The 17,620-nt window shown below is 66.6% G+C and carries 15 protein-coding genes and 3 pseudogenes; 8 read left to right on the plus strand and 10 right to left on the minus strand.

Going from position 1 to position 17,620, the window contains the following annotated elements:
• Positions 1-295 precede the first annotated feature (295 nt).
• Positions 296-3,091: a DNA polymerase I gene (polA, locus tag QM741_RS05490; RefSeq protein ID WP_415206724.1), complete on the minus strand. Its 2,796-nt coding sequence runs from the start codon at positions 3,089-3,091 to the stop codon at positions 296-298.
• A gap of 104 nt (positions 3,092-3,195) precedes the next feature.
• On the opposite strand from polA, the pseudogene QM741_RS05495 reads away from it, so the two are divergent.
• A pseudogene (locus QM741_RS05495) lies at positions 3,196-3,657 on the plus strand (transposase); the annotation flags it as partial.
• A 52-nt stretch (positions 3,658-3,709) separates the two neighbouring features.
• Here the strand turns inward: QM741_RS05495 and QM741_RS05500 are convergent.
• Entirely contained in the window at positions 3,710-4,417 is a 708-nt protein-coding gene (locus QM741_RS05500; RefSeq protein WP_415206725.1) for a response regulator, read from the minus strand.
• On the minus strand, positions 4,414-7,314 hold the full coding sequence (locus QM741_RS05505; protein WP_415206726.1) for a histidine kinase: 2,901 nt from the start codon (positions 7,312-7,314) through the stop codon (positions 4,414-4,416). Before QM741_RS05505 ends, QM741_RS05500 begins: the two co-directional genes overlap by 4 nt.
• A 164-nt stretch (positions 7,315-7,478) precedes the next feature.
• Here QM741_RS05505 and QM741_RS05510 point away from each other — a divergent pair, with 164 nt between their 5' ends.
• Positions 7,479-9,950, plus strand: coding sequence for a beta strand repeat-containing protein (locus QM741_RS05510; protein ID WP_415206727.1), 2,472 nt, complete (start codon positions 7,479-7,481; stop codon positions 9,948-9,950).
• Positions 9,951-10,010: 60 nt separating this feature from the next.
• Here the strand turns inward: QM741_RS05510 and QM741_RS05515 are convergent.
• A pseudogene (locus QM741_RS05515) lies at positions 10,011-10,382 on the minus strand (coproporphyrinogen III oxidase); the annotation flags it as partial.
• A gap of 123 nt (positions 10,383-10,505) precedes the next feature.
• Here QM741_RS05515 and QM741_RS05520 point away from each other — a divergent pair.
• The 4 genes from QM741_RS05520 (at position 10,506) to QM741_RS05535 (ending at position 12,138) form a co-directional block, all read left to right on the plus strand.
• Positions 10,506-10,781 (plus strand): hypothetical protein, encoded by a 276-nt coding sequence (locus tag QM741_RS05520; protein WP_415206728.1) that lies wholly within the window; start codon positions 10,506-10,508, stop codon positions 10,779-10,781.
• Positions 10,782-10,848: 67 nt separating this feature from the next.
• Positions 10,849-11,280 carry an IS200/IS605 family transposase gene (gene tnpA / locus QM741_RS05525; RefSeq protein WP_415205856.1) on the plus strand — a complete coding sequence of 144 codons (432 nt, stop codon included), beginning with the start codon at positions 10,849-10,851 and terminating at the stop codon, positions 11,278-11,280.
• Positions 11,281-11,392: 112 nt separating this feature from the next.
• Positions 11,393-11,581 (plus strand): hypothetical protein, encoded by a 189-nt coding sequence (locus QM741_RS05530; protein WP_415206729.1) that lies wholly within the window; start codon positions 11,393-11,395, stop codon positions 11,579-11,581.
• Complete coding sequence (locus QM741_RS05535; RefSeq protein WP_415206730.1) at positions 11,578-12,138, plus strand: hypothetical protein; 561 nt, start codon at positions 11,578-11,580, stop codon at positions 12,136-12,138. The genes QM741_RS05530 and QM741_RS05535 overlap by 4 nt, the downstream gene beginning before the upstream one ends.
• Positions 12,139-12,194: 56 nt before the next feature.
• Here QM741_RS05535 and QM741_RS05540 read toward each other — a convergent pair whose 3' ends face one another.
• A complete protein-coding gene (locus QM741_RS05540; RefSeq protein ID WP_415206731.1) occupies positions 12,195-12,344 on the minus strand; it encodes a hypothetical protein in 150 nt (49 codons plus the stop codon).
• A gap of 27 nt (positions 12,345-12,371) precedes the next feature.
• On the opposite strand from QM741_RS05540, the gene QM741_RS05545 reads away from it, so the two are divergent.
• On the plus strand, positions 12,372-12,974 hold the full coding sequence (locus QM741_RS05545; RefSeq protein ID WP_415206732.1) for a serine hydrolase domain-containing protein: 603 nt from the start codon (positions 12,372-12,374) through the stop codon (positions 12,972-12,974).
• On the opposite strand, the pseudogene QM741_RS05550 reads toward QM741_RS05545, so the two are convergent.
• Positions 12,923-13,129: pseudogene (locus QM741_RS05550) on the minus strand (hypothetical protein); the annotation flags it as partial. The gene QM741_RS05545 and the pseudogene QM741_RS05550 overlap by 52 nt on opposite strands.
• 146 nt (positions 13,130-13,275) lie before the next feature.
• Here QM741_RS05550 and QM741_RS05555 point away from each other — a divergent pair.
• A complete protein-coding gene (locus QM741_RS05555; RefSeq protein WP_415206733.1) occupies positions 13,276-13,821 on the plus strand; it encodes a hypothetical protein in 546 nt (181 codons plus the stop codon).
• Between the two features lie 58 nt (positions 13,822-13,879).
• Here QM741_RS05555 and QM741_RS05560 read toward each other — a convergent pair whose 3' ends face one another.
• From QM741_RS05560 to QM741_RS05575, 4 genes are all read right to left on the minus strand, one after another.
• Positions 13,880-14,452, minus strand: coding sequence for a YkvA family protein (locus QM741_RS05560; protein WP_415206734.1), 573 nt, complete (start codon positions 14,450-14,452; stop codon positions 13,880-13,882).
• 97 nt (positions 14,453-14,549) lie between these two features.
• Positions 14,550-16,427 (minus strand): phospholipase D-like domain-containing protein, encoded by a 1,878-nt coding sequence (locus QM741_RS05565; protein ID WP_415206735.1) that lies wholly within the window; start codon positions 16,425-16,427, stop codon positions 14,550-14,552.
• Between the two features lie 24 nt (positions 16,428-16,451).
• Entirely contained in the window at positions 16,452-17,027 is a 576-nt protein-coding gene (locus QM741_RS05570; RefSeq protein ID WP_415206736.1) for a YceI family protein, read from the minus strand.
• Between the two features lie 57 nt (positions 17,028-17,084).
• On the minus strand, positions 17,085-17,549 hold the full coding sequence (locus QM741_RS05575) for a SixA phosphatase family protein (protein ID WP_415206737.1): 465 nt from the start codon (positions 17,547-17,549) through the stop codon (positions 17,085-17,087).
• Positions 17,550-17,620: the final 71 nt, after the last annotated feature.

A 17,620-nucleotide genomic window follows, 5' to 3' on the forward strand; every position in this document is an offset into this window, starting at 1 on the left:
AGCCGGAATCCACTGTCTTTCGCTTGTTCAGTGCGTTCCAGAAAGCTTAAAGTCACTGGATTCCGGCTTTCGCCGGAATGACGAGTCTGGCCCAGCTCGCAGCGTTGTCACCGACCGCGCCACAGCTTGCCCAGGAGCGGACCTTGACCATCTTCGACATCGCGAAGATTGCGTTAAAGGACTGCGGTTCTTCGCTCGTCGTTCCCGCTTGGTTCGCACCATCCCGGCGCGGTCGTTCGCTGCGCGAACATTCGCGGGAATGACGGCATGGGAGGAACGCATTCCATTCCGTCTTTCAATGCGCTTCGTCCCAGTTGTCGCCGACGCCGATGTCGACGGTCAGCGGCACCGCGAGTTGCGCCGCGTGCATCATGCGCTCGCGCACGCCGTCGGAAATCCTCGATGCCGCGCCCTCGCGCACTTCGAACACGAGTTCGTCGTGCACCTGCATGATCATGCGCGCCTCGCCCTTGCGCGATTGCAGCCACGCGTCGACCGCGATCATCGCGCGCTTGATGATGTCGGCCGCGGTGCCCTGCATCGGCGCATTGATCGCCGCGCGCTCGGCGCCCGCGCGCAGGCCCTGGTTGCGCGAATGGATCTCGACGAGATAGAGACGCCGACCGAACAGCGTCTCGACATAGCCGTCGCGATGCGCCTGTTCGCGCGTGCGCTCCATGAACTCGCGCACGCCCGGATAGCGCTCGAAATAGCGTTTGACGTACTCGTTCGCCTGGCTGCGTTCGATGCCGAGCTGGCGCGCGAGGCCCCACGCGCTCATGCCGTACATCAGGCCGAAGTTGATCGCCTTCGCCGCGCGGCGCTGGTTCGCGTCGACCTGTTCGGGCGGCACGCCGAACACCTCGGCGGCGGTCGCGCGGTGCACGTCCTGGTTGCCGTGGAACGCGGCGAGCAGGCCCGGATCGCCCGACAGATGCGCCATGATGCGCAGTTCGATCTGCGAATAGTCGGCGGCGAGAATCCTGAAACCTTCCGGCGCGACGAACGCCTGGCGGATGCGTCGGCCTTCGTCGGTGCGGATCGGAATGTTCTGCAGGTTGGGATCGTTCGACGACAGGCGGCCGGTCGCGGCGACGGCCTGGTGGTAGCTCGTGTGCACGCGCCCGTCGCGCGGATTGACCGCCTCCGGCAGTTTGTCGGTGTAGGTCGAACGCAGTTTGGCCAAGGTGCGATAGTCGAGGATCAGGCGCGGCAGTTCGTGCTGGTGCGCGAGCGCTTCGAGCGCTTCCTCGTTGGTCGACGGCTGGCCGGTCGGCGTCTTGATCGACACGGGCAATTTCAATTCGTCGTAGAGCAACGCCTGCAACTGCTTGGGCGAGTCGAGGCTGAAGTGGCGGCCGGCGACGTCGTAGGCGCGCTGCTGCAGTTCGAGCAGGCGCTTGCTCAGGTCCGCGCTCTGCTTCTTCAGCTTGCCGACGTCGATCAGCACGCCGGTCTGCTCCATGCGCGCGAGCACGGGCACGAGCGGCATTTCGATTTCGTCGAACACCTTTTGCAGCGTCGGCACGGTCTCGAGCTTGGCCCACAGCGCCTCGTGCAGGCGCAGCGTGATGTTGGCGTCCTCGGCCGCATAGTCGGCGGCGCGGCGCACGTCGACCTGCGAGAACGGAATCTGCTTGGCGCCCTTGCCGGCCACGTCCTCGTAGTGGATCGTGTCGACGCCGAGGTATTTCTTCGCCAGCGTGTCCATGTCGTGGCGGTTGCCCGAGGAATTCCACACGTAGGATTCGAGCATAGAGTCGTAGCGCACGCCCTGCATGGCGATGCCGTAGTTCGACAGCACGTTCATGTCGTACTTGGCGTGCTGGCCCAATTTATACTTTTTCGCATTTTCCAGAAGCGGACCCAGTGCTTCGAGCACCGCGCCGCGGTCGAGCTGCGCGGGCGCTCCCGGATAGTCGTGCGCAAGCGGTACATAGGCAGCCCGGCCCGGCTCGACCGAAAACGAGACGCCGACGATTTCGGCGCGCATCGGGTCGAGGCTCGTCGTTTCGGTATCGATACAGATCAGTTCGGCGGCTTCGAGGCGTCGCAGCCAGGCGTCGAAATCGGATTGCGTCAGCACAAGATCGAACTGTTTCTGCTCGTCCCGCTCTTGCCTTTGCTCGTCATTCCCGCGCAGGCGGAAATCCAGCTCTTGCTCATTGCTCTTGCTGTTTTCGGAGCGGTTTTCATCCATGCCCGAAGAACTGGATCGACTCACCGCATCCGCGGCTGGCGCGGCAGCCTCCAGTTCCTTCAGCGCCGCATTGAACTCGTAGCGCGTGTACAGCTCGCGCAGCGTTTCCGTATCGGCGTCGCGCATCACAAGATCGGCCGGCTTTTCCGCCAGCGCGACATCGGTCTTGATGACCGTCAGCGTGCGTGACAGCGGCAACTGCGGGAGTGCCCGGCGCAAGTTCTCGCCGATTTTGCCGCCGACCTTGTCGGCGTTCGCGATCACGCCGTCCAGCGTGCCGTACTCGGCCAGCCATTTCGCCGCCGTCTTCGGTCCGCATTTCTCCACGCCGGGCACGTTGTCGACCGCATCGCCCATCAGCGCGAGGTAGTCGGCGATCTGGTCGGGGCGCACGCCGAACTTGTCGACGACGCCGGCCTCCTCGAGCGTCGTGTTGGTCATCGTGTTGACCAGCTTGACGTGCGCGTCGACGAGCTGGGCCATGTCCTTGTCGCCGGTCGAGACGGTGACGTCGATGCCCTGCTTCGCCGCCTGCGTCGCCAGCGTGCCGATCACGTCGTCGGCCTCGACGCCCTGTTCGCGCAGGATCGGAATGCCGAGCGCGGCGACGAGCCGCAGCATCGGCTCGATCTGCGCGCGCAGGTCGTCCGGCATCGGCGGCCGGTGCGCCTTGTAGTCGGAGTAAAGCTCGTCGCGGAACGTCGGTCCCGAGGCGTCGACGACGAAGGCGACGTAGTCGGGTTTTGCCTTCAGCGTCGCGCGCAGCATGTTGAACACGCCGAACAGCGCGCCGGTCGGCTCGCCCTTGCGGTTGCTCAGCGGCGGCAGCGCGTGGAACGCGCGGAACAGGTAGCCGGAGCCGTCGATCAGGGTCAGGGTCTTGGCGGACATGGGCGTCGCGCGCGGCCGGTGCGAATGCGATGAGGGACGCTGACTGTGGTCTACTCGCGCGGCTTTTGCAATGCGCGCGCGTTCAGCAAGGCAGCATCGGCAGAGGCTTCTCGCTGCACGCGGGCGTATCGGCCAGCGATCACGAAAGCGGCAAGCTCGAACGCCTGTGCCGCTACATCACGCGTCCGGCGATTGCGGAGAAACGCATCGCACTCACCACGCAAGGCCCGGTGCGCTACGCGCTCAAGACGCCGTGGCGCGACGGCACCCCGCATGTCGTCTTCGAGCCAGTGGAATTCCTCGCGCGTCTGGCCGCGCGGGTGCCGCCGCCATGCGCGCACCTGACGCGCTTCCCCGGCGTGTTCGCGCCGAACGCGAACCTGCGCGCGCAACTCACGACGGCGGGACGGGACAAGGGCGCGGCGAACGCGGGCGCCGCAGCGGCGCAAGCCGACGCCCGTGCCGATGATCGCACCCTGGAAGAACGCCGTCGTTCCATGACGTGGGCGCAACGCCTCAAGCGCGTGTTCAACATGGACGTGCAAACCTGCGGGCGCTGCGGCGGCCACCGGAGCGGCAAGGCGTGGTTCACACAGCGTTTGGCGCGGCGCGAAGCGCTCACGCCAAACCGCGACGCAACGCCGAGCTGACCGCCTCGGCGACGCTGTTGACCTGCAGCGCAGAGTAGATCTGCCGGATGTGACTGCGCACCGTATCGAGCGAAATGTCCAGGCAGTGGGCGATCTCGCGATACGAATTGCCGTCGACCAGGCAGCGCAGCACCTGCAGCTGGCGCGGCGTCAGGCCCAGATCGTGCGGCACGGGCTGTGCGAAGCCGTTGCTTCCGCTCATGCGTACCAGACGCATCAACGTGCCGGCGAGCGTCGCGCTGAGCGGCGCGCCGCCGTGTGCGATGAGCTGCAACTGCTTGACCAGATCACCCGGCGCCGCGCTCTTGAGCAGGTAACCATCGGCGCCCGCACAGATCGCCGCGAACACCGTCGCCGGCTCTTCGAACACGCTCAGCACGACCACCGGCAGTGCCGGCCGCAGGGACTTGAGCGAACGCGTCAGTTCGATGCCATCCATGCCGCCAAGCCCGATGTCGGTGAGCACCATGTCCCACGGCAACTCCAGCCCCAGATCGCGCGCCTTGCGTACCAGTTCGAGGACCGGAGCGGCCTCGGGATACGCCCAGGCCAGCGCGAATCCCGGCGTGTGCCGGATGAGGGTCGATATGCTCGCGCGATAGCGCGGCTCGTCCTCGACCAGTGCTACACGCAAATCGGGCGTGTCGGAATCTTTGGCAGCCGAAAATTCGTTCACCGGCGCACACTGACGGCAAAGTTTCGAGCCAGCCACCGCATGAACATGCGATGGGAGGAACGCGCAGCGAAAGGCCTGAACCGCAAGCGCATCCGGGTGCCCGTTCCGGGCGACGACGAAAACTCGAGCTCGGCGCCGATCAGCCGCGCACGCCGAAGCATGCTTTCCAGCCCGCTGCCGGCGTGAACCGCAGCGGGATCGAAACCGCAGCCATCGTCATCGATCTGCAGCAGGCACGCATTGTCGCCGGCGACGACCAGCTTGACGCATGCATTGCGTGCGCGGGCGTGACGCGAGATGTTGTGCAGCGACTCCAACGCAATCAGCAACACGTGCTTGCGCACATCCGCTCGCAACGCTCCGGGTGGGCATGCGCCCGGCAACTCGACGCTCAAGTTCGGCGGCGCATCGGGCAGCATGCGACGCGCGTGGTCGGCGAGCTGCGTGGCCAAGTCGTCGAGACCGGCGCGCCCGCTTTTCATGGACCAGACCAGCGAACGCAGGCCGCCGCCAAGCAGGCCGGTCGCCTCGGCGATCTGCGCAGCGATGCGCTGACGCTCCTCCGCGCCTGCACCTTCGCGCGCGCCGATCGAGGCAAGGATGCCGATCGCGCCAAGCCCCGCGCCCAGATCGTCGTGCAAATCCATTGCGATGCGCGTGCGCTCGGCCTCGAGGCGCAGCAACGCCGCCACACGCAGCCGATAGAGCCACGCCAGCAGCGCGAGCACCGCGAGCGCGAAGGCAAGCCGCGCCGGCCAGGTCTGATGCCACGCCGGCAAGACGCTGAATGCCAACGCGGCCGCATCGGACCACTGACGACCGTCGAGGCTTGCGCTCATCTCGATGCGGTAGCTGCCCGGATCCAGCCCCGCAAACTGCACCGACCCCTCGCGGGACGGCGCCGACCACTCGCCATCGTCTTCGGTACGCGAGCGAAAACGCAATGCGGAACGATCCTTGAAACTCAGCGCGGCGAATTCCAGCTCGATGCGGTGGTTGCCCGGTTCCAGCGCCAGCGCAGCCGGGGGATCTTGCGCGACGCCATCGATCGCGACGCGCACCGGCACCACGCGCGGCGGCGCTTGCGCGGCACCGCGAACCTGGCTCGGCACGTGGGCGATGCCATTGATGCCGGCCGTCCACAAATCGCCGTTGCGCCTTTCGATCAGCTGATCGATCTGCGTGCGCGCGGGCAGACCCTGCTGTGCGCCCAGCGTTTCGGTGATCGTCCATCCAGCCGCGCAGCCTGCGCAGGCACGCAGTCGCAAGGCTGCGCCCGGTCCGGTGGCCCACCAATCGCCGTTGACCGCGGGCGTCAGATGCGTGATGAGGCCGTTTTCCAGCAGATGGTTGCCGGGCAGGAACCGCAGACGTTCACCGTCGAACTCGAACACCCCGCCATACGTGCTGAGCCAGTCGCGCCTCGGCGCGACGCGCGCGCGCGACAGCCACGTCAACGAGCCGTCGGCGGCGACGCAATCCGCGGGCGTCGCGGCCGCGCCTGCCTGCAGGGCCAGCCGGCAAACGCCGCGCTTGCCGGCGATCATCAACTTGCCGTCGTGTTCGTCGATCCAGACCAGATGCGGCGCCTCGGCCTGTTCGACGCGCGTCGCGTCGGCGCCATCCCTGTCGCCGTCCAGGCGCAGCAAGTAGCGCGATGTCGCGAACCAGCGCCGCCCTTCGCGATCTTTGGCGCAACTGTCGAGCGCTTTCGTCGCGCCCGGCAGATCGGCGACGCGTTCGAGCCGGCGGTTGCGCCACGTGAGCAAGTGCTGTTCGTCGATGGCCCAGACCTCGTTGCCGTCGATGACGCAGAACGTGTCCCTGACCGCGTTTCGCTCCGCCTCGACCGTGCCGGTCTGCGGATCGAGGCGCGCAAGCGAAGGCCCCCACATCGCGATCCACAGCAGGCCCTGCGCCTCGCCGAGCGCGTAGGGCGATCCCTGCAGCGCCTCGTCGAAGCCCCACCACTTCGTGTCGGGCTCCGGCGCCTGGGTCAACACCGCGCCGCCGATCCAGAGGCTGTTCTCGTGATCGACGAGCAGCGGCCCGGCACTGGCCAGGTTGCGCGAAATCGAACGATGGCTCCCGTCGGGCTCGATCCCGACGAGCCGCGGCGTCGTCTGCGCCAACCACAGCGTCGATCCGCGCATGCGCATGTCGTACACGCCGCCGGACTCATCGCCCAGCGACACCTCGTGCGCCTGGCCCGAATCGACGCGCCACAAATGCCGCCCCGTAGCGGCGTACAACCAGAGCGTCGGACCGCCGTCGCCGGCGACGAAGCGAAGGCCTGGCACGCGCAGCAGCATTTGCGCCGGCTCACCGCCGCGCAATCGCCACGCCGCCTTGTCGGTGAGCACGACGACCGCATCGCCTACTGCGGAAACGATGTGCGGCGACTCGTCGGCCGCGATGCCTTCGACGCGCCGCCAATGCCGCATCCCGTCGCAGCGCCACAGCTCCCCGCCGACAACGGCCCACAACACCCCCGCCGAATCGAAGTCGAACGCGTCAAGATCGGAAAGCTGCGTACCGTCCGGGCCGGCGAAGGGCTCGACGCCGATCGCCGTGCGCCGCCAGACGGTTCCGCGCGCAGTGCGCAGCAGCACTTCGTCGTGCGGCCCGGCGATCAGCTTGTTCACCTGTTCGTCGAGCGCGCCGCGGCCCCAGGCGACGAGGTTGTGGCCGTCGAACCGATGCAGGCCGCGCAGCGTACCGAGCCAGATGAACCCCTCGGCGTCCTGGGCGATGGCCGTGACGCCACCGTCGAGATGCGCGGCTTGTTCGTACGTGCGCAGGTAACTGCCCTGCGCGGCGGCGCACGATGCGGTCGCGACCAGAAGCGCCGCCAGACCAAACCGCAGCGCTTGCAGCACCCCGATCGAATGGCCCATCGAACTCGTCCGCGATGCTGGGAAATGCCCGAATCATACCGCTCGCTCGCGCAAGAGACGGCATCGCATGTTCATGCGATACCGAGCCGACCGTGCGCGACCAAGACTTCCAAGGCTGCCGTCGTGCGGCACCGAACACGAATCACGGCAACGGGGAAATGCTCATGCGAAAACATTCGTTTGCCTTGCGTGCGGCTTGCGTCACGCTGCTGATCGCGACCTCGCCCGCCGTGCAGGCCGCCACCTACACCGTATCGAATACCGGCGACAGCGGCGCAGGGTCGCTGCGCCAGGCGATTGTCGACGCCAATGCCGGCGGCGCCGGCGGCACGATCGTCTTCGCGATCCCCGCAGCCACCGATGCGGGTTGCGGGGCCGCCAGCGGCGTTTGCACGATCAAGCCGGCCTTCGACCTGCCGGCGATAACGCAGGGCGTGGTCCTCGACGGCTACACCCAGCCCGGCGCGCAAGCGAACACGAACACCGTCGAATCGCGGCAGGGCTTGAACGGTGCGCTCAAGATCGAACTGGATTGCGCCATGGCCGGCACCTGCATTGCCATCGACGCGACCGATGTCACGGTGAAGGGGTTGGTGATCAACGGTTTCAGTTCGTTCGGCATCGACGTCGCGATCGCCGGCGGTACGGCCACGATCGCCGGCAACTACATCGGCACGAACGTGGCCGGCACGGCGGTCGTTGCCGGATCTGCGCAAACCGCGATAGACATCCGCGCAGGCAGCGCGGGTTCGGTCATGATCGGAGGCACGACGGCCGCGGCGCGCAATCTGCTGTCCGGCAATGAACAGGCCGTGTTCAGCTATTCGGCCATGGCCCCCACCATCCAGGGCAACCTGCTCGGCACCGATGCGTCGGGTACCGCTTCGCTGACGAGTTCCGGAAACACGCTCAATCTGAATCCGGTCGGCGTCGCGGCGATCGTCGGCGGCACTGCCGCGGGCGCCGGCAACCTGATCTGGAACGATAGCGGTGCCGCCGGCGCACCGAGCGCTGGCGTATTCATAAGCGGCGGTATTGGCGACCTGGTGCAGGGCAACCTGATCGGCACCGATGTCGCCGGAACGCACGTCATCGCGCATGCGTCGAGCCACAGCATCGGCATCTGGATGACCAATGCGCAATCTTCGTTCATCGGCGCCACCACGCCGGGCGGACGCAACGTGATTGCCGGTTTTCCGGGGGGCGGCATCGAAGTCGATGCATTGGGCGTCGCAACGGGCGGCAGCAATCGTGTGGTCGGCAATTTCATCGGCACCGACATCAGCGGTTCGGTCGATTTGGGCAACGCCGGCATTGGCGTGCAGGTAGGCGGCAACGCGATGGCGACGATCGGCGGCAGCGATGCGGGTGCGTCCAACATCATCGCCTTTACCAAGACAAACGGTACCGCCAACTCCGGAATAGGCGTGGGCATCACCGCCGGCAACGGCAATCCCATTTCGCGGAATGCCATCTTCGGCAATGCCGCGCTGGGCATCGACTTGGGTCTCGATGGCGTGACATCGAACGACACCGGCGACGCGGACTCCGGCGCGAACGCCTTGCAGAACTTTCCGGTGGTCAGCGCTTCGATAGCCGGCGGCACGGCGACCATCTCGGGAACGATCAACAGCAGCGCCAGCGCTGCGCTGCATCTGGAATTCTTCGCAAACAGCGCCTGCAGCGACGCGGGTTACGGGCAAGGCCAGGCATTCATCGGCTCGACCGACGTCACCACAGATGGCAGCGGCAACGCGACCTTCGGCGGGCTTTCGCTGACCGTGCCCGGCGCACTGACCGTCATCACGGCGACCGCCACGGATGCTGCCGGCAATACTTCCGAATTCTCAAAATGCCCGGCTGCCGCCGCAGGCGCGAGTTCGACCACCCTGATCTCGTCGCTCAATCCTTCCGTCGTGGGCCAGTCGGTGACCTTTACGGCGACGGTCGCGGGCAACGCGCCAACGGGCACTGTGCAGTTCAAGGATGGCGGCATCAATCTCGGTGCAGCAGTCGCACTCGCCGGGGCATCGGCAACGCTGGTGACGAACAGCCTGGCCGCAGGCACGCATCCGATCAGCGCGGTCTACAGCGGCGACGGCGGCAATACCGGCAGCACGTCCGCCGTCGTCGAGCAGATCGTCAACTCGACCGCGCTGACGCCGACGCAAACCACCCTCGCCTCGTCGCTGAATCCGTCGACGCCAGGCCACGCGGTCACGTTCTCGGCCACGGTCGGCGGCGCATTGCCGGATGCATTCGATCGGCGGACGCACGGCACCGCCGTCACCCCCGCTGCGATTTCCGGAACGGTGCAGTTCAAGGATGGTGCGACGAATCTGGGCGGACCGATGGCATTGGCGGGCGGCATGGCGACGCTGACCACTTCGTCATTGGCCGTGGGTTCGCATGCGATCACGGCAACTTACAGCGGCGACGCGACGTATGCGGGAAGTGTCTCGCTTGTGTTGACCCAGGTCGTCAATGCCGTGGTCGCACCACCCGCGCTGCCGCCCGTGTCTGCGCCGACGCTGTCCCCTTGGTCGGTGTGGCTGCTCGCGCTGTCGCTCGCCGCCGGCGCAGCCAGCGCACGGCGTTCGCAGGCGCGCGCACGTACATGCAAACCGGGGCGTTGAGCGCAGGCGACCGACCGAACGGTGGTCGTTGCGGTCGCGCTGTGGGCCCCGGTTTGGCGCTCAGAGCCAAGCGCGCGGAACGAGGTAATCCGCCAGCCTCGCTTCCGCCGACCGCGCCTGCGGTGCGTATCCGTATTCGAAGCGCACGCGCGGCGGCAACGACATCAATATCGATTCCGTGCGGCCGCCCGACTGCAGGCCGAACAGCGTGCCGCGATCGTAGACGAGGTTGAACTCGACGTAGCGACCGCGTCGATAGAGCTGGAACTCGCGTTCGCGCTCGCCGAACGGTGTCGTCCTGCGTCTGGCGACGATAGGCAGATAGGCATCGAGAAAACCGTCGCCGACCGCGCGCTGGAACGCGAAGCTGCGCTCGAAACCGTCGCGGTTGAGATCGTCGAAGAACAGGCCGCCGACACCGCGCGTCTCGTTCGCGAGCGCAGCGGCCTGTCGATAGGCGAAGCGGCCGGCTTCGCGCTGCTCGAGCGTGCGACCGCCGCCAACACCGCCGCCCCGCAGCTGCTCGGTTACGGCGAAGCGAGCGACGCCCACCACATGTCGTCGCCGCATCCGCAGGGACTCGGCGCCGAACGCGCGATCGACGACGCCCTCGCGCGCGCCGGCCTCGCTGCCGGCGATGTCGACTACATCAACTGCCACGGCACGGCGAGCCGCGCGAACGACGAGGTCGAAGCCGCCGTCGTCGCGGCCAGTTCGACCAAGGCCTGGACCGGGCACCCGCTCGGCGCGGCCGGCATTCTCGAGGCCGTGATCAGCCTAAACAACTATAGGAGTTCCCCCGGCTTTGCCGGGGTGGCAGTAACAGTTTGACATTTACGGGAGTCCATCGGAAACACTCCGAGCGTGAGCCGCCAAGCACACGAAACGGAGAGTCCCGATGGACGGGTATGAGAGTTTGAGCCACACAAAATGGGAGTGCAAATACCACGTGGTATTCATCCCGAAGTGTCGAAGAAAGAGTTTGTACGCGGAGCTACGCAAGCATCTTGGAGAGGTGTTCCGGCAGTTGGCGAGGCAAAGAGAGAGCCGGATAGAAGAAGGCCATCTGATGTCGGATCACGTCCACATGCTTTTGGCGATACCGCCGAAGTACGCGGTGTCGGAAGTGGTGGGATACATCAAGGGCAAGAGCGCGATTCATCTGGCGCGTACGTACGCAGAGCGGAAGCGGAATTTTCAGGGCCAGCACTTTTGGGCGAGAGGGTATTTCGTTTCGACGGTAGGTCGGGATGAAACGCAGATACGAGCCTACATTCAAAATCAGGAGCACGAGGACAAGCGCATGGATCGGTTGAATCTGTGGCGCTGAGTTGGCACCGACAGGTGCCAAAGAACGCGGGGCCGCGTTAGCGTCCCCGCACAAGCCGCTTTGAGCGGCTCACATCAATAAAGCCCCCGGCTTTGCCGGGGGATACTTACTCGTGCTCGAAGACGGCCTCGTGCCGGGCTGCCTCAACGCGAACGTGCTCGATCTCGCCTGCGGACCTCAGTTCGCGATCGACAACGCGCGCCTGGCCGACGACGGCACGCGCCGCATCGTGCTGTCGAATTCGTTCGGCTTCGGCGGCAACAATTGCTGCCTGGCATTCGCCGGTGGGCGGGCGGCATGAACGGCCTCGATGTCGCCATCGCGGGCGTTGCCGTTTGCGCGCCGGGCCTGCCGGCGTGGGACGCGGCGCTGCCGCGCCTGCGCGGCGACGAGAGCTGGGCAGGCGAGGCGCTCGTGCGGCCGGCGCCCGCGCTGCTGTCGCCGAACGAGCGCCGGCGCGCGCCCGATTCGGTGTTGCTCGCGCTGGCCGTGGCCGAGCAGGCTTGCGCGATGGCCGGCCACGCGCCGGCGGCGCTGCCGAACGTGTTCGGTTCGGCATACGGCGACCTTGCGATCAACGACTACCAGGCAATCAGTGCTCGGGCCAGGGGCAGCGCCGGACGCTGGGACGACTGCAGGTCCTGGGGCACCAGACCCAGGCGCCGGCACACGGCCTCGATGATTTGCTCAAGAGACGGGCGTCCCGACTCCACCTGCCGCAGCCAATGCCAGAACGCGGGATCGTCCGCGACCCCGACAGAAGTCATATCGCCGGCCGGATGCGCGTCGGCGATGGCTGGCGCGTCGCCTTGGGCAATGAAGCGGGCATACCGTTCTTCACAGGTCAGGTGTTGGTAGTTCAATACAACTCCACTTGGCGGTGTGGTTGCTCAGGCTATCTCACCCGACCTTCCTTACGCCCGCTGGTGTTGCACTTCAAACTTGAATCTGCCTTCGTCATTCCCGCGCAGGCGGGAATCCAGCTCTTGCTCATTGCTCTTGCTGTTTTCGGAGCGGTTTGCCGATTCCACCAGCAACTGAATGGCAAACGCGATCTCGTTCACTCGATGTCCCTTCATAGCAGGCACGCCATGGCGACGTTCTCCGCTCCGCTGCACGCGATAGGGCTTCTGGCAGCCGCAACTTTCGGGGGGCAGGTTTCCGCGCAGTCGCTGCGGATTCCCGAGGCGTTGCCGGCGTCCGCGCTGCATACGCAACTGACCCGTAGCATTCCGCTCAGGTTGAATCAGTACGACGTGCCGAGCGTCGCGGTGGCGTACATCGGGAACGGCAAGGTGGCATGGACTTCGGTCTATGGCGAGCAGAGTCCCGGCGTGCCCGCCACCGGACAAACCCTGTACAACGTCGCATCGCTCACCAAACCCGTATCGGCCGAAGTCATCCTGCGGTTGGCGTCGGCGGGGAAATTGTCGCTGGACGAGCCGATGTCGGCCTACTGGATCGATCCCGACCTGAAGGACGAGCCCTGGAGTAAATTGCTGACGCCGCGTTTATGCCTTTCGCATCAGACGGGGTTCGCGAATTGGCGCTATCAGACGGACGGAAAGCTCAAATTCCAATGGCAGCCAGGAACCCGGACCGGGTACTCCGGCGAGGGTTGCCAGATCCTGCGCACCACACAAAGCTCGTCGCGGAACGTGGGTCCCGAGGTGTCGACGACGAAGGCGACGTAATCGGGTTTTGCCTTCAGCGTCGCGCGCAGCATGTTGAACACGCCGAACAGCGCGCCGGTCGGCTCGCCCTTGCGGTTGCTCAGCGGCGGCAGCGCGTGGAACGCGCGGAACAGATAGCCGGAGCCGTCGATCAGGGTCAGGGTCTTGGCGGGCATGGGCGGCGAATCTCCTGCGGGGCAACGAGCTTGGGCCAGTCATGCGCGATTTGCAATCGTGAACGGCAGCCGTCGTGCGCCGTTTCATGCCGCTTTCACGCACGCTTTGCTATGCTCGGAACGAGAAATCACGAGGGAGTGGAATCATGCGTACATCGCTTTTCGTCATGCTCGCCTGCGGACTCGTTGCCGTGCAGGCCCACGCCCAGTCGCAGAAGAACACCGACGACGGCTTGCCGCCCGTGCAACCGCCGCCGGCGATGGACGGATCCGACGCCGCGACGACACCGGCCAAGCCCGCGGCGAACGGCGCGAAGACGGTACCGATCGCGAATTCCGAGGCCGAAGCCAAGGCCGCCGCCGAGGAAGCCAAGCGCCGCGCCGCGCAGCCGGTGCCGGCGCTGCCGCCCGAACCCGAAAAGAAATTCGACAGCCCGGGCCTGCCGCCCGAAGTGCAGAAGGCCGCCGAGGCGACCGAACTGCCGGTCGTCACCGTGCGCCAGGAAGGCAACGAGACGATTACGGAATACCGCAAGCGCGGCAAGATCTTCGCCCAATATTTCAAGTCGAGGGACACCGGCGCGGAGAAATGGTACGTCGATCCCGCCTACAAGGGCCCGATGCCGCCCGACCTCGACGCCGGCATGCACGGCAAGCCCGGCGCGGTGCAATACAAGGTGTTCGGCTGGTGACCGGCTCGCGCGGGCACGTCGTTCGCGCCCCTGCGAGTTTGCCCCCGTTTGTGGATGGTCAGCTCACGCGGAAAAGCGCCTGCGAGAAGCTCGTCGGCACGTAGGAATCACGCCGGCGCGAGGTCATGCGCGCCTGCAATTCGGCGCGGCGGTCTTCCAGCCAGTCCACGCGCTGCATCTTGAGGGTCGCCACGTCGACCCCGCGATGCTTGGCCTCGGCGGCGCGATGCGCGACGAATTCCTCGTAGGCATCGATCTCGTGTTTGAGCTCGCGCTGGCACAGCTCGATCATGATCGCGTCGTCGAGGAAGCCGAGCACGGGCACGTTGTCAGGGATCACGTCGTCCGGGTCGGCGAAATAGGTCAGGGCCGAGAGCACGCGCTTCTTGTCGGCGTCGGACAGGTCCCAGCCGTTGTCGTTGACCATGTTGATCATCGCGTCGAGCTTGGTCAGGCGCGAGGCGATGAATTCGGGCACGCGCACGTTCTTCGACTCGACGAGCAGCTTGCCGGCCGCGTCGGTGATCTGTTTCGGGGTCAGGTCGCCGGCCTTGGCTTGCGCGCGCCTAGCCGCTTCGATGAAGAACTGGAGGTCGGCTTCGTTGAGGTCGATCGTGATCTGCAATGACATGGCGCTGGTCCGTGAGTCCCCGAAGGACTGTGAGCGTAGCCAGCGGGGCCGGCGGCGTCAAGGAAAGGAGCGAAAGGCGCGCGTTCTCCGCCGTGCCTTACATGATCGACACCAGTCCCGCGCCGAACGCGGTCACGATGCGCGTGTAGATCGTCTTGAGCGGCAGGTCGATCTCGGGGAAGTCGCCGACGTCGACGTAGCAGGCATGGAAATCCGGCGTATCGGGCGCGACGGGCCTACAGGTGCCGTTCTTGCCGGCCGGGTCGAACTCGAAGCTCGTCGCATAACGGAACGGCCACAGGTCGAAGATCGGCAGCGCTGCGGAAATGTTCGCGATCGCATTGTTGAGGCCGCCGAGGATGCGCACGCGCGGACGCCTGGCGATCGTCCAGGCATTGGACGGCCCCGCGTCGCGCAGGATCGAGGCGCGCAGGCGCGCGGCGAACGCGGCGTCGTGGACGATGAAGCCGGATTCGGTGTTGTAGCGCTCCGAGCGCGGATCGAAATTGTGCGAGCCGATCACGGCGATCCCGCCGTCGATCACCATCGACTTCGCGTGCAGGCCCGTGCGCACGCCGTCCTGCTTGAGCGGCGCGTTGCGGTACTTGCCGCGTACTCGGCCACGCGCGCGATCGGCCGGCTGCATCGGCGCCTCGCCGAGCCCTGCGTAGTTCACGATCAGGTCCGCGGCTTCCGCGGGGAACGGCTTGAACTCGTGGATCTCGAAGCCGAGCTTGAGGTAGCGTTTCTTGTACTTGTACGACAGCGCGTAGACGTAGAACGCATCGGTCGCCGCAAGCGAATTGGTGGCGACGATCACGCGCGGCGGCGACGCACGCCGGTGCAGGTCGCGGAAGATGCCCCTTGCCGTGGAGCTGAGCACGAGGTACGGCGTCTCGAGCACGATCTCGGACTTTGCCGCGCGCAGCAGCGCGACGAGCGGGCGCGTGGACTCGAGTTTCGCTGTGTCGGGCGCGGGTTTGCCGGGAATGTCGTAGAAATAGTCGACGCGGCCGACGCGCAACGCGTCGTCCGCGAAGTGCGTGCGGATGTAGTCCGCGTCGTTCGCGCGCCGCGACAGTGCGGCCACGCGCGCCGCGTCGTGATAGGCGTGCGCGGCATAGCGCGGCGCGGCGACGCCGGCGTCGAGAATGCGTTCGGCGACGTCGCGCAGGCGGCTCAGCGGCACCGTGTAGGCGGAATTCCAGAACGCGTCGAACGAGGCGCGCATCACCGCGCCGACGGGACCGGCGGCGAGCAGATCGCGATCGCGGTAGTCGAATTCGCCGTCCCAGTCGTAGTAGCGGTTCTCGTAGTTGCGGCCACCGACGATGCCGATCGCATCGTCGACGAGCAGCATCTTGTCGTGCATGCGCTGGTTGAAGCGCCAGAAACAGCAGAGCACGCCGGCGGCGAATTCGAGCGGCGGCGTGGACGCCTTGTGGAAGGTCGGGTTGTAGACTCGGAACTCGAAGTTCGCGTGCGCGTGCGCGAGGGCCGCGTAGAGCGGGGCGCTGTCGAGCGAGAACAGCTGGTCGGCGATCACGCGCACCTTGACGCCGCGGCGTGCGGCCTTGACCAGTTCGTCGAGTACGAGCGTGCCGGCGGTGTCGTCGCTGAAGATGAAGGTCTGGATGTCGATGCTGCGGCGCGCGCTGCGGATCAGGTGCACGCGCAGCAGCAGCGCATCCTCGCCGCGTTCGAGCAGGTTGACGTAGTGCACCGGCGCCGCGGGCGTCGATTGCGCGAGCGCGCCGGCGGCAAGCGCGGGGTAGGGCGAAGCGATCGCACAGGCATCCGCACGCTCGGGCGCGCAATCGAGCGCTCGATCCTGCGCCGCGCTTGCGGTCGCCGCCGCGCGCCGCGCGTGGATCGGGTCGAGCGCGCAGCTGGCCAGTGCCGCGAGCACGGCGACGAGCACGAACGACGCGGCGCGGCGAGAGATCGACGGCACGGGAGCAGGGAATTCGATCACGGCAAATGCGTCCGGTCCGAGGCTTCAGGGCGACGCACGACCCGTCGCGGGCCGCGTCGCGATCGAGAAGCTCAGCTCGACCTTGTCGGCAAGCGTGCCGCGGTGCGAGCTCATGCCGAAATCGCTGCGCCGGATGCTGCCTTCGGCCTCGACCGGACAATTCTCGCCGCGCACGGCGGGGCAGTCGGGTTTGACGAGATTGAAGCGCACGTTCTTCTCGACGCCGCGCAGGGTGAGCCGGCCTTCGATCTCGCCGCCGTCCTGCAAGCGTTGCAGCGGAATCGCTTCGGAGACGAAGACGATCTGCGGATAATGCTGCGCGTCGAAGAATTCGGGCGACTTGACCCATTCCTCGTGGCTCCTGCTGCGCATCGTCACGACGTTGGCGTCGATCTGCGCTTCGACCGTCGCCGCGTTGCGGAAGTGGTCGATCGCGATCGTGCCGTGCACGCTGTCGAAGCGGCCGTGCACGCCGACGAGCCAGAGTACCTTCACCTCGAAGTCGACGTGGGAGCGCGTGCCGTCGAGCGCGAGATACTGAAAGCGCTCCGCGGCACGTGCCGACTCCGGTCCGAGGCAGGGCAGCAGGACGGCGAGCAAGACGGCGGCCGCGACCGACCGCGTTGTCCGTTGCGTCGCCATCGCTCCGGCGGCGCTCTACGGCGCCCGGAACGCCTTGAGCCGGCTCGCGCCGGGCTCGGCGTCGCTTTCGATCTCGATCCAGGCGATACCGGCCGGCGGCATGCCGCGGAAATCGCCCGACTGGCCCGTGGTCAGCAGTGCGACCACCGTTTCGAAGCCGGGATTGTGGCCGACCAGCAGCAGGCGCGCCGCGTCGGCGTGCTCGTCGATCAGCGCGATCAGCTCGCCTGCGGTCGCCGCATAGATGCGTGGTTCGACGATGGCGTCGACGTCACCGAGCGCGCGCTCCAGCGTCTGCCGCGTGCGCCGCGCGGGCGAGCACAGCACGCGCGCGGGCGATGCGCGGCGCTCGCGCAACCAACGCCCGGCGGCCTCGGCTTCGGCGATACCCCGCGCGCTGAGCGGGCGTTGTGCGTCATCCTCGCCGGGTGCGGCGCTTTCGGCATGCGCATGGCGCAGCAGGATCAGTTCGCGAGTCATGGCTAAGATCCGGGATCGGAGATTCGGGATGGGGGATTCGTGGAGAGCGCGGCTTTTTCGAATGGCCGATC

This window comes from Rudaea sp. (genome assembly GCF_047601565.1).
GTDB lineage: Bacteria > Pseudomonadota > Gammaproteobacteria > Xanthomonadales > Rhodanobacteraceae > Rudaea.

Excerpts from the sequence above, each read along its gene's own strand:
- polA (WP_415206724.1), bottom strand. The coding sequence starts at position 3,091 with ATGTCCGCCAAGACCCTGACCCTGATCGACGGCTCCGGCTACCTGTTC.
- QM741_RS05505 (WP_415206726.1), bottom strand. The coding sequence starts at position 7,314 with ATGGGCCATTCGATCGGGGTGCTGCAAGCGCTGCGGTTTGGTCTGGCG.
- QM741_RS05510 (WP_415206727.1), top strand. The coding sequence starts at position 7,479 with ATGCGAAAACATTCGTTTGCCTTGCGTGCGGCTTGCGTCACGCTGCTG.
- QM741_RS05520 (WP_415206728.1), top strand. The coding sequence starts at position 10,506 with ATGTCGTCGCCGCATCCGCAGGGACTCGGCGCCGAACGCGCGATCGAC.
- tnpA (WP_415205856.1), top strand. The coding sequence starts at position 10,849 with ATGGACGGGTATGAGAGTTTGAGCCACACAAAATGGGAGTGCAAATAC.
- QM741_RS05535 (WP_415206730.1), top strand. The coding sequence starts at position 11,578 with ATGAACGGCCTCGATGTCGCCATCGCGGGCGTTGCCGTTTGCGCGCCG.
- QM741_RS05545 (WP_415206732.1), top strand. The coding sequence starts at position 12,372 with ATGGCGACGTTCTCCGCTCCGCTGCACGCGATAGGGCTTCTGGCAGCC.
- QM741_RS05555 (WP_415206733.1), top strand. The coding sequence starts at position 13,276 with ATGCGTACATCGCTTTTCGTCATGCTCGCCTGCGGACTCGTTGCCGTG.
- QM741_RS05560 (WP_415206734.1), bottom strand. The coding sequence starts at position 14,452 with ATGTCATTGCAGATCACGATCGACCTCAACGAAGCCGACCTCCAGTTC.
- QM741_RS05575 (WP_415206737.1), bottom strand. The coding sequence starts at position 17,549 with ATGACTCGCGAACTGATCCTGCTGCGCCATGCGCATGCCGAAAGCGCC.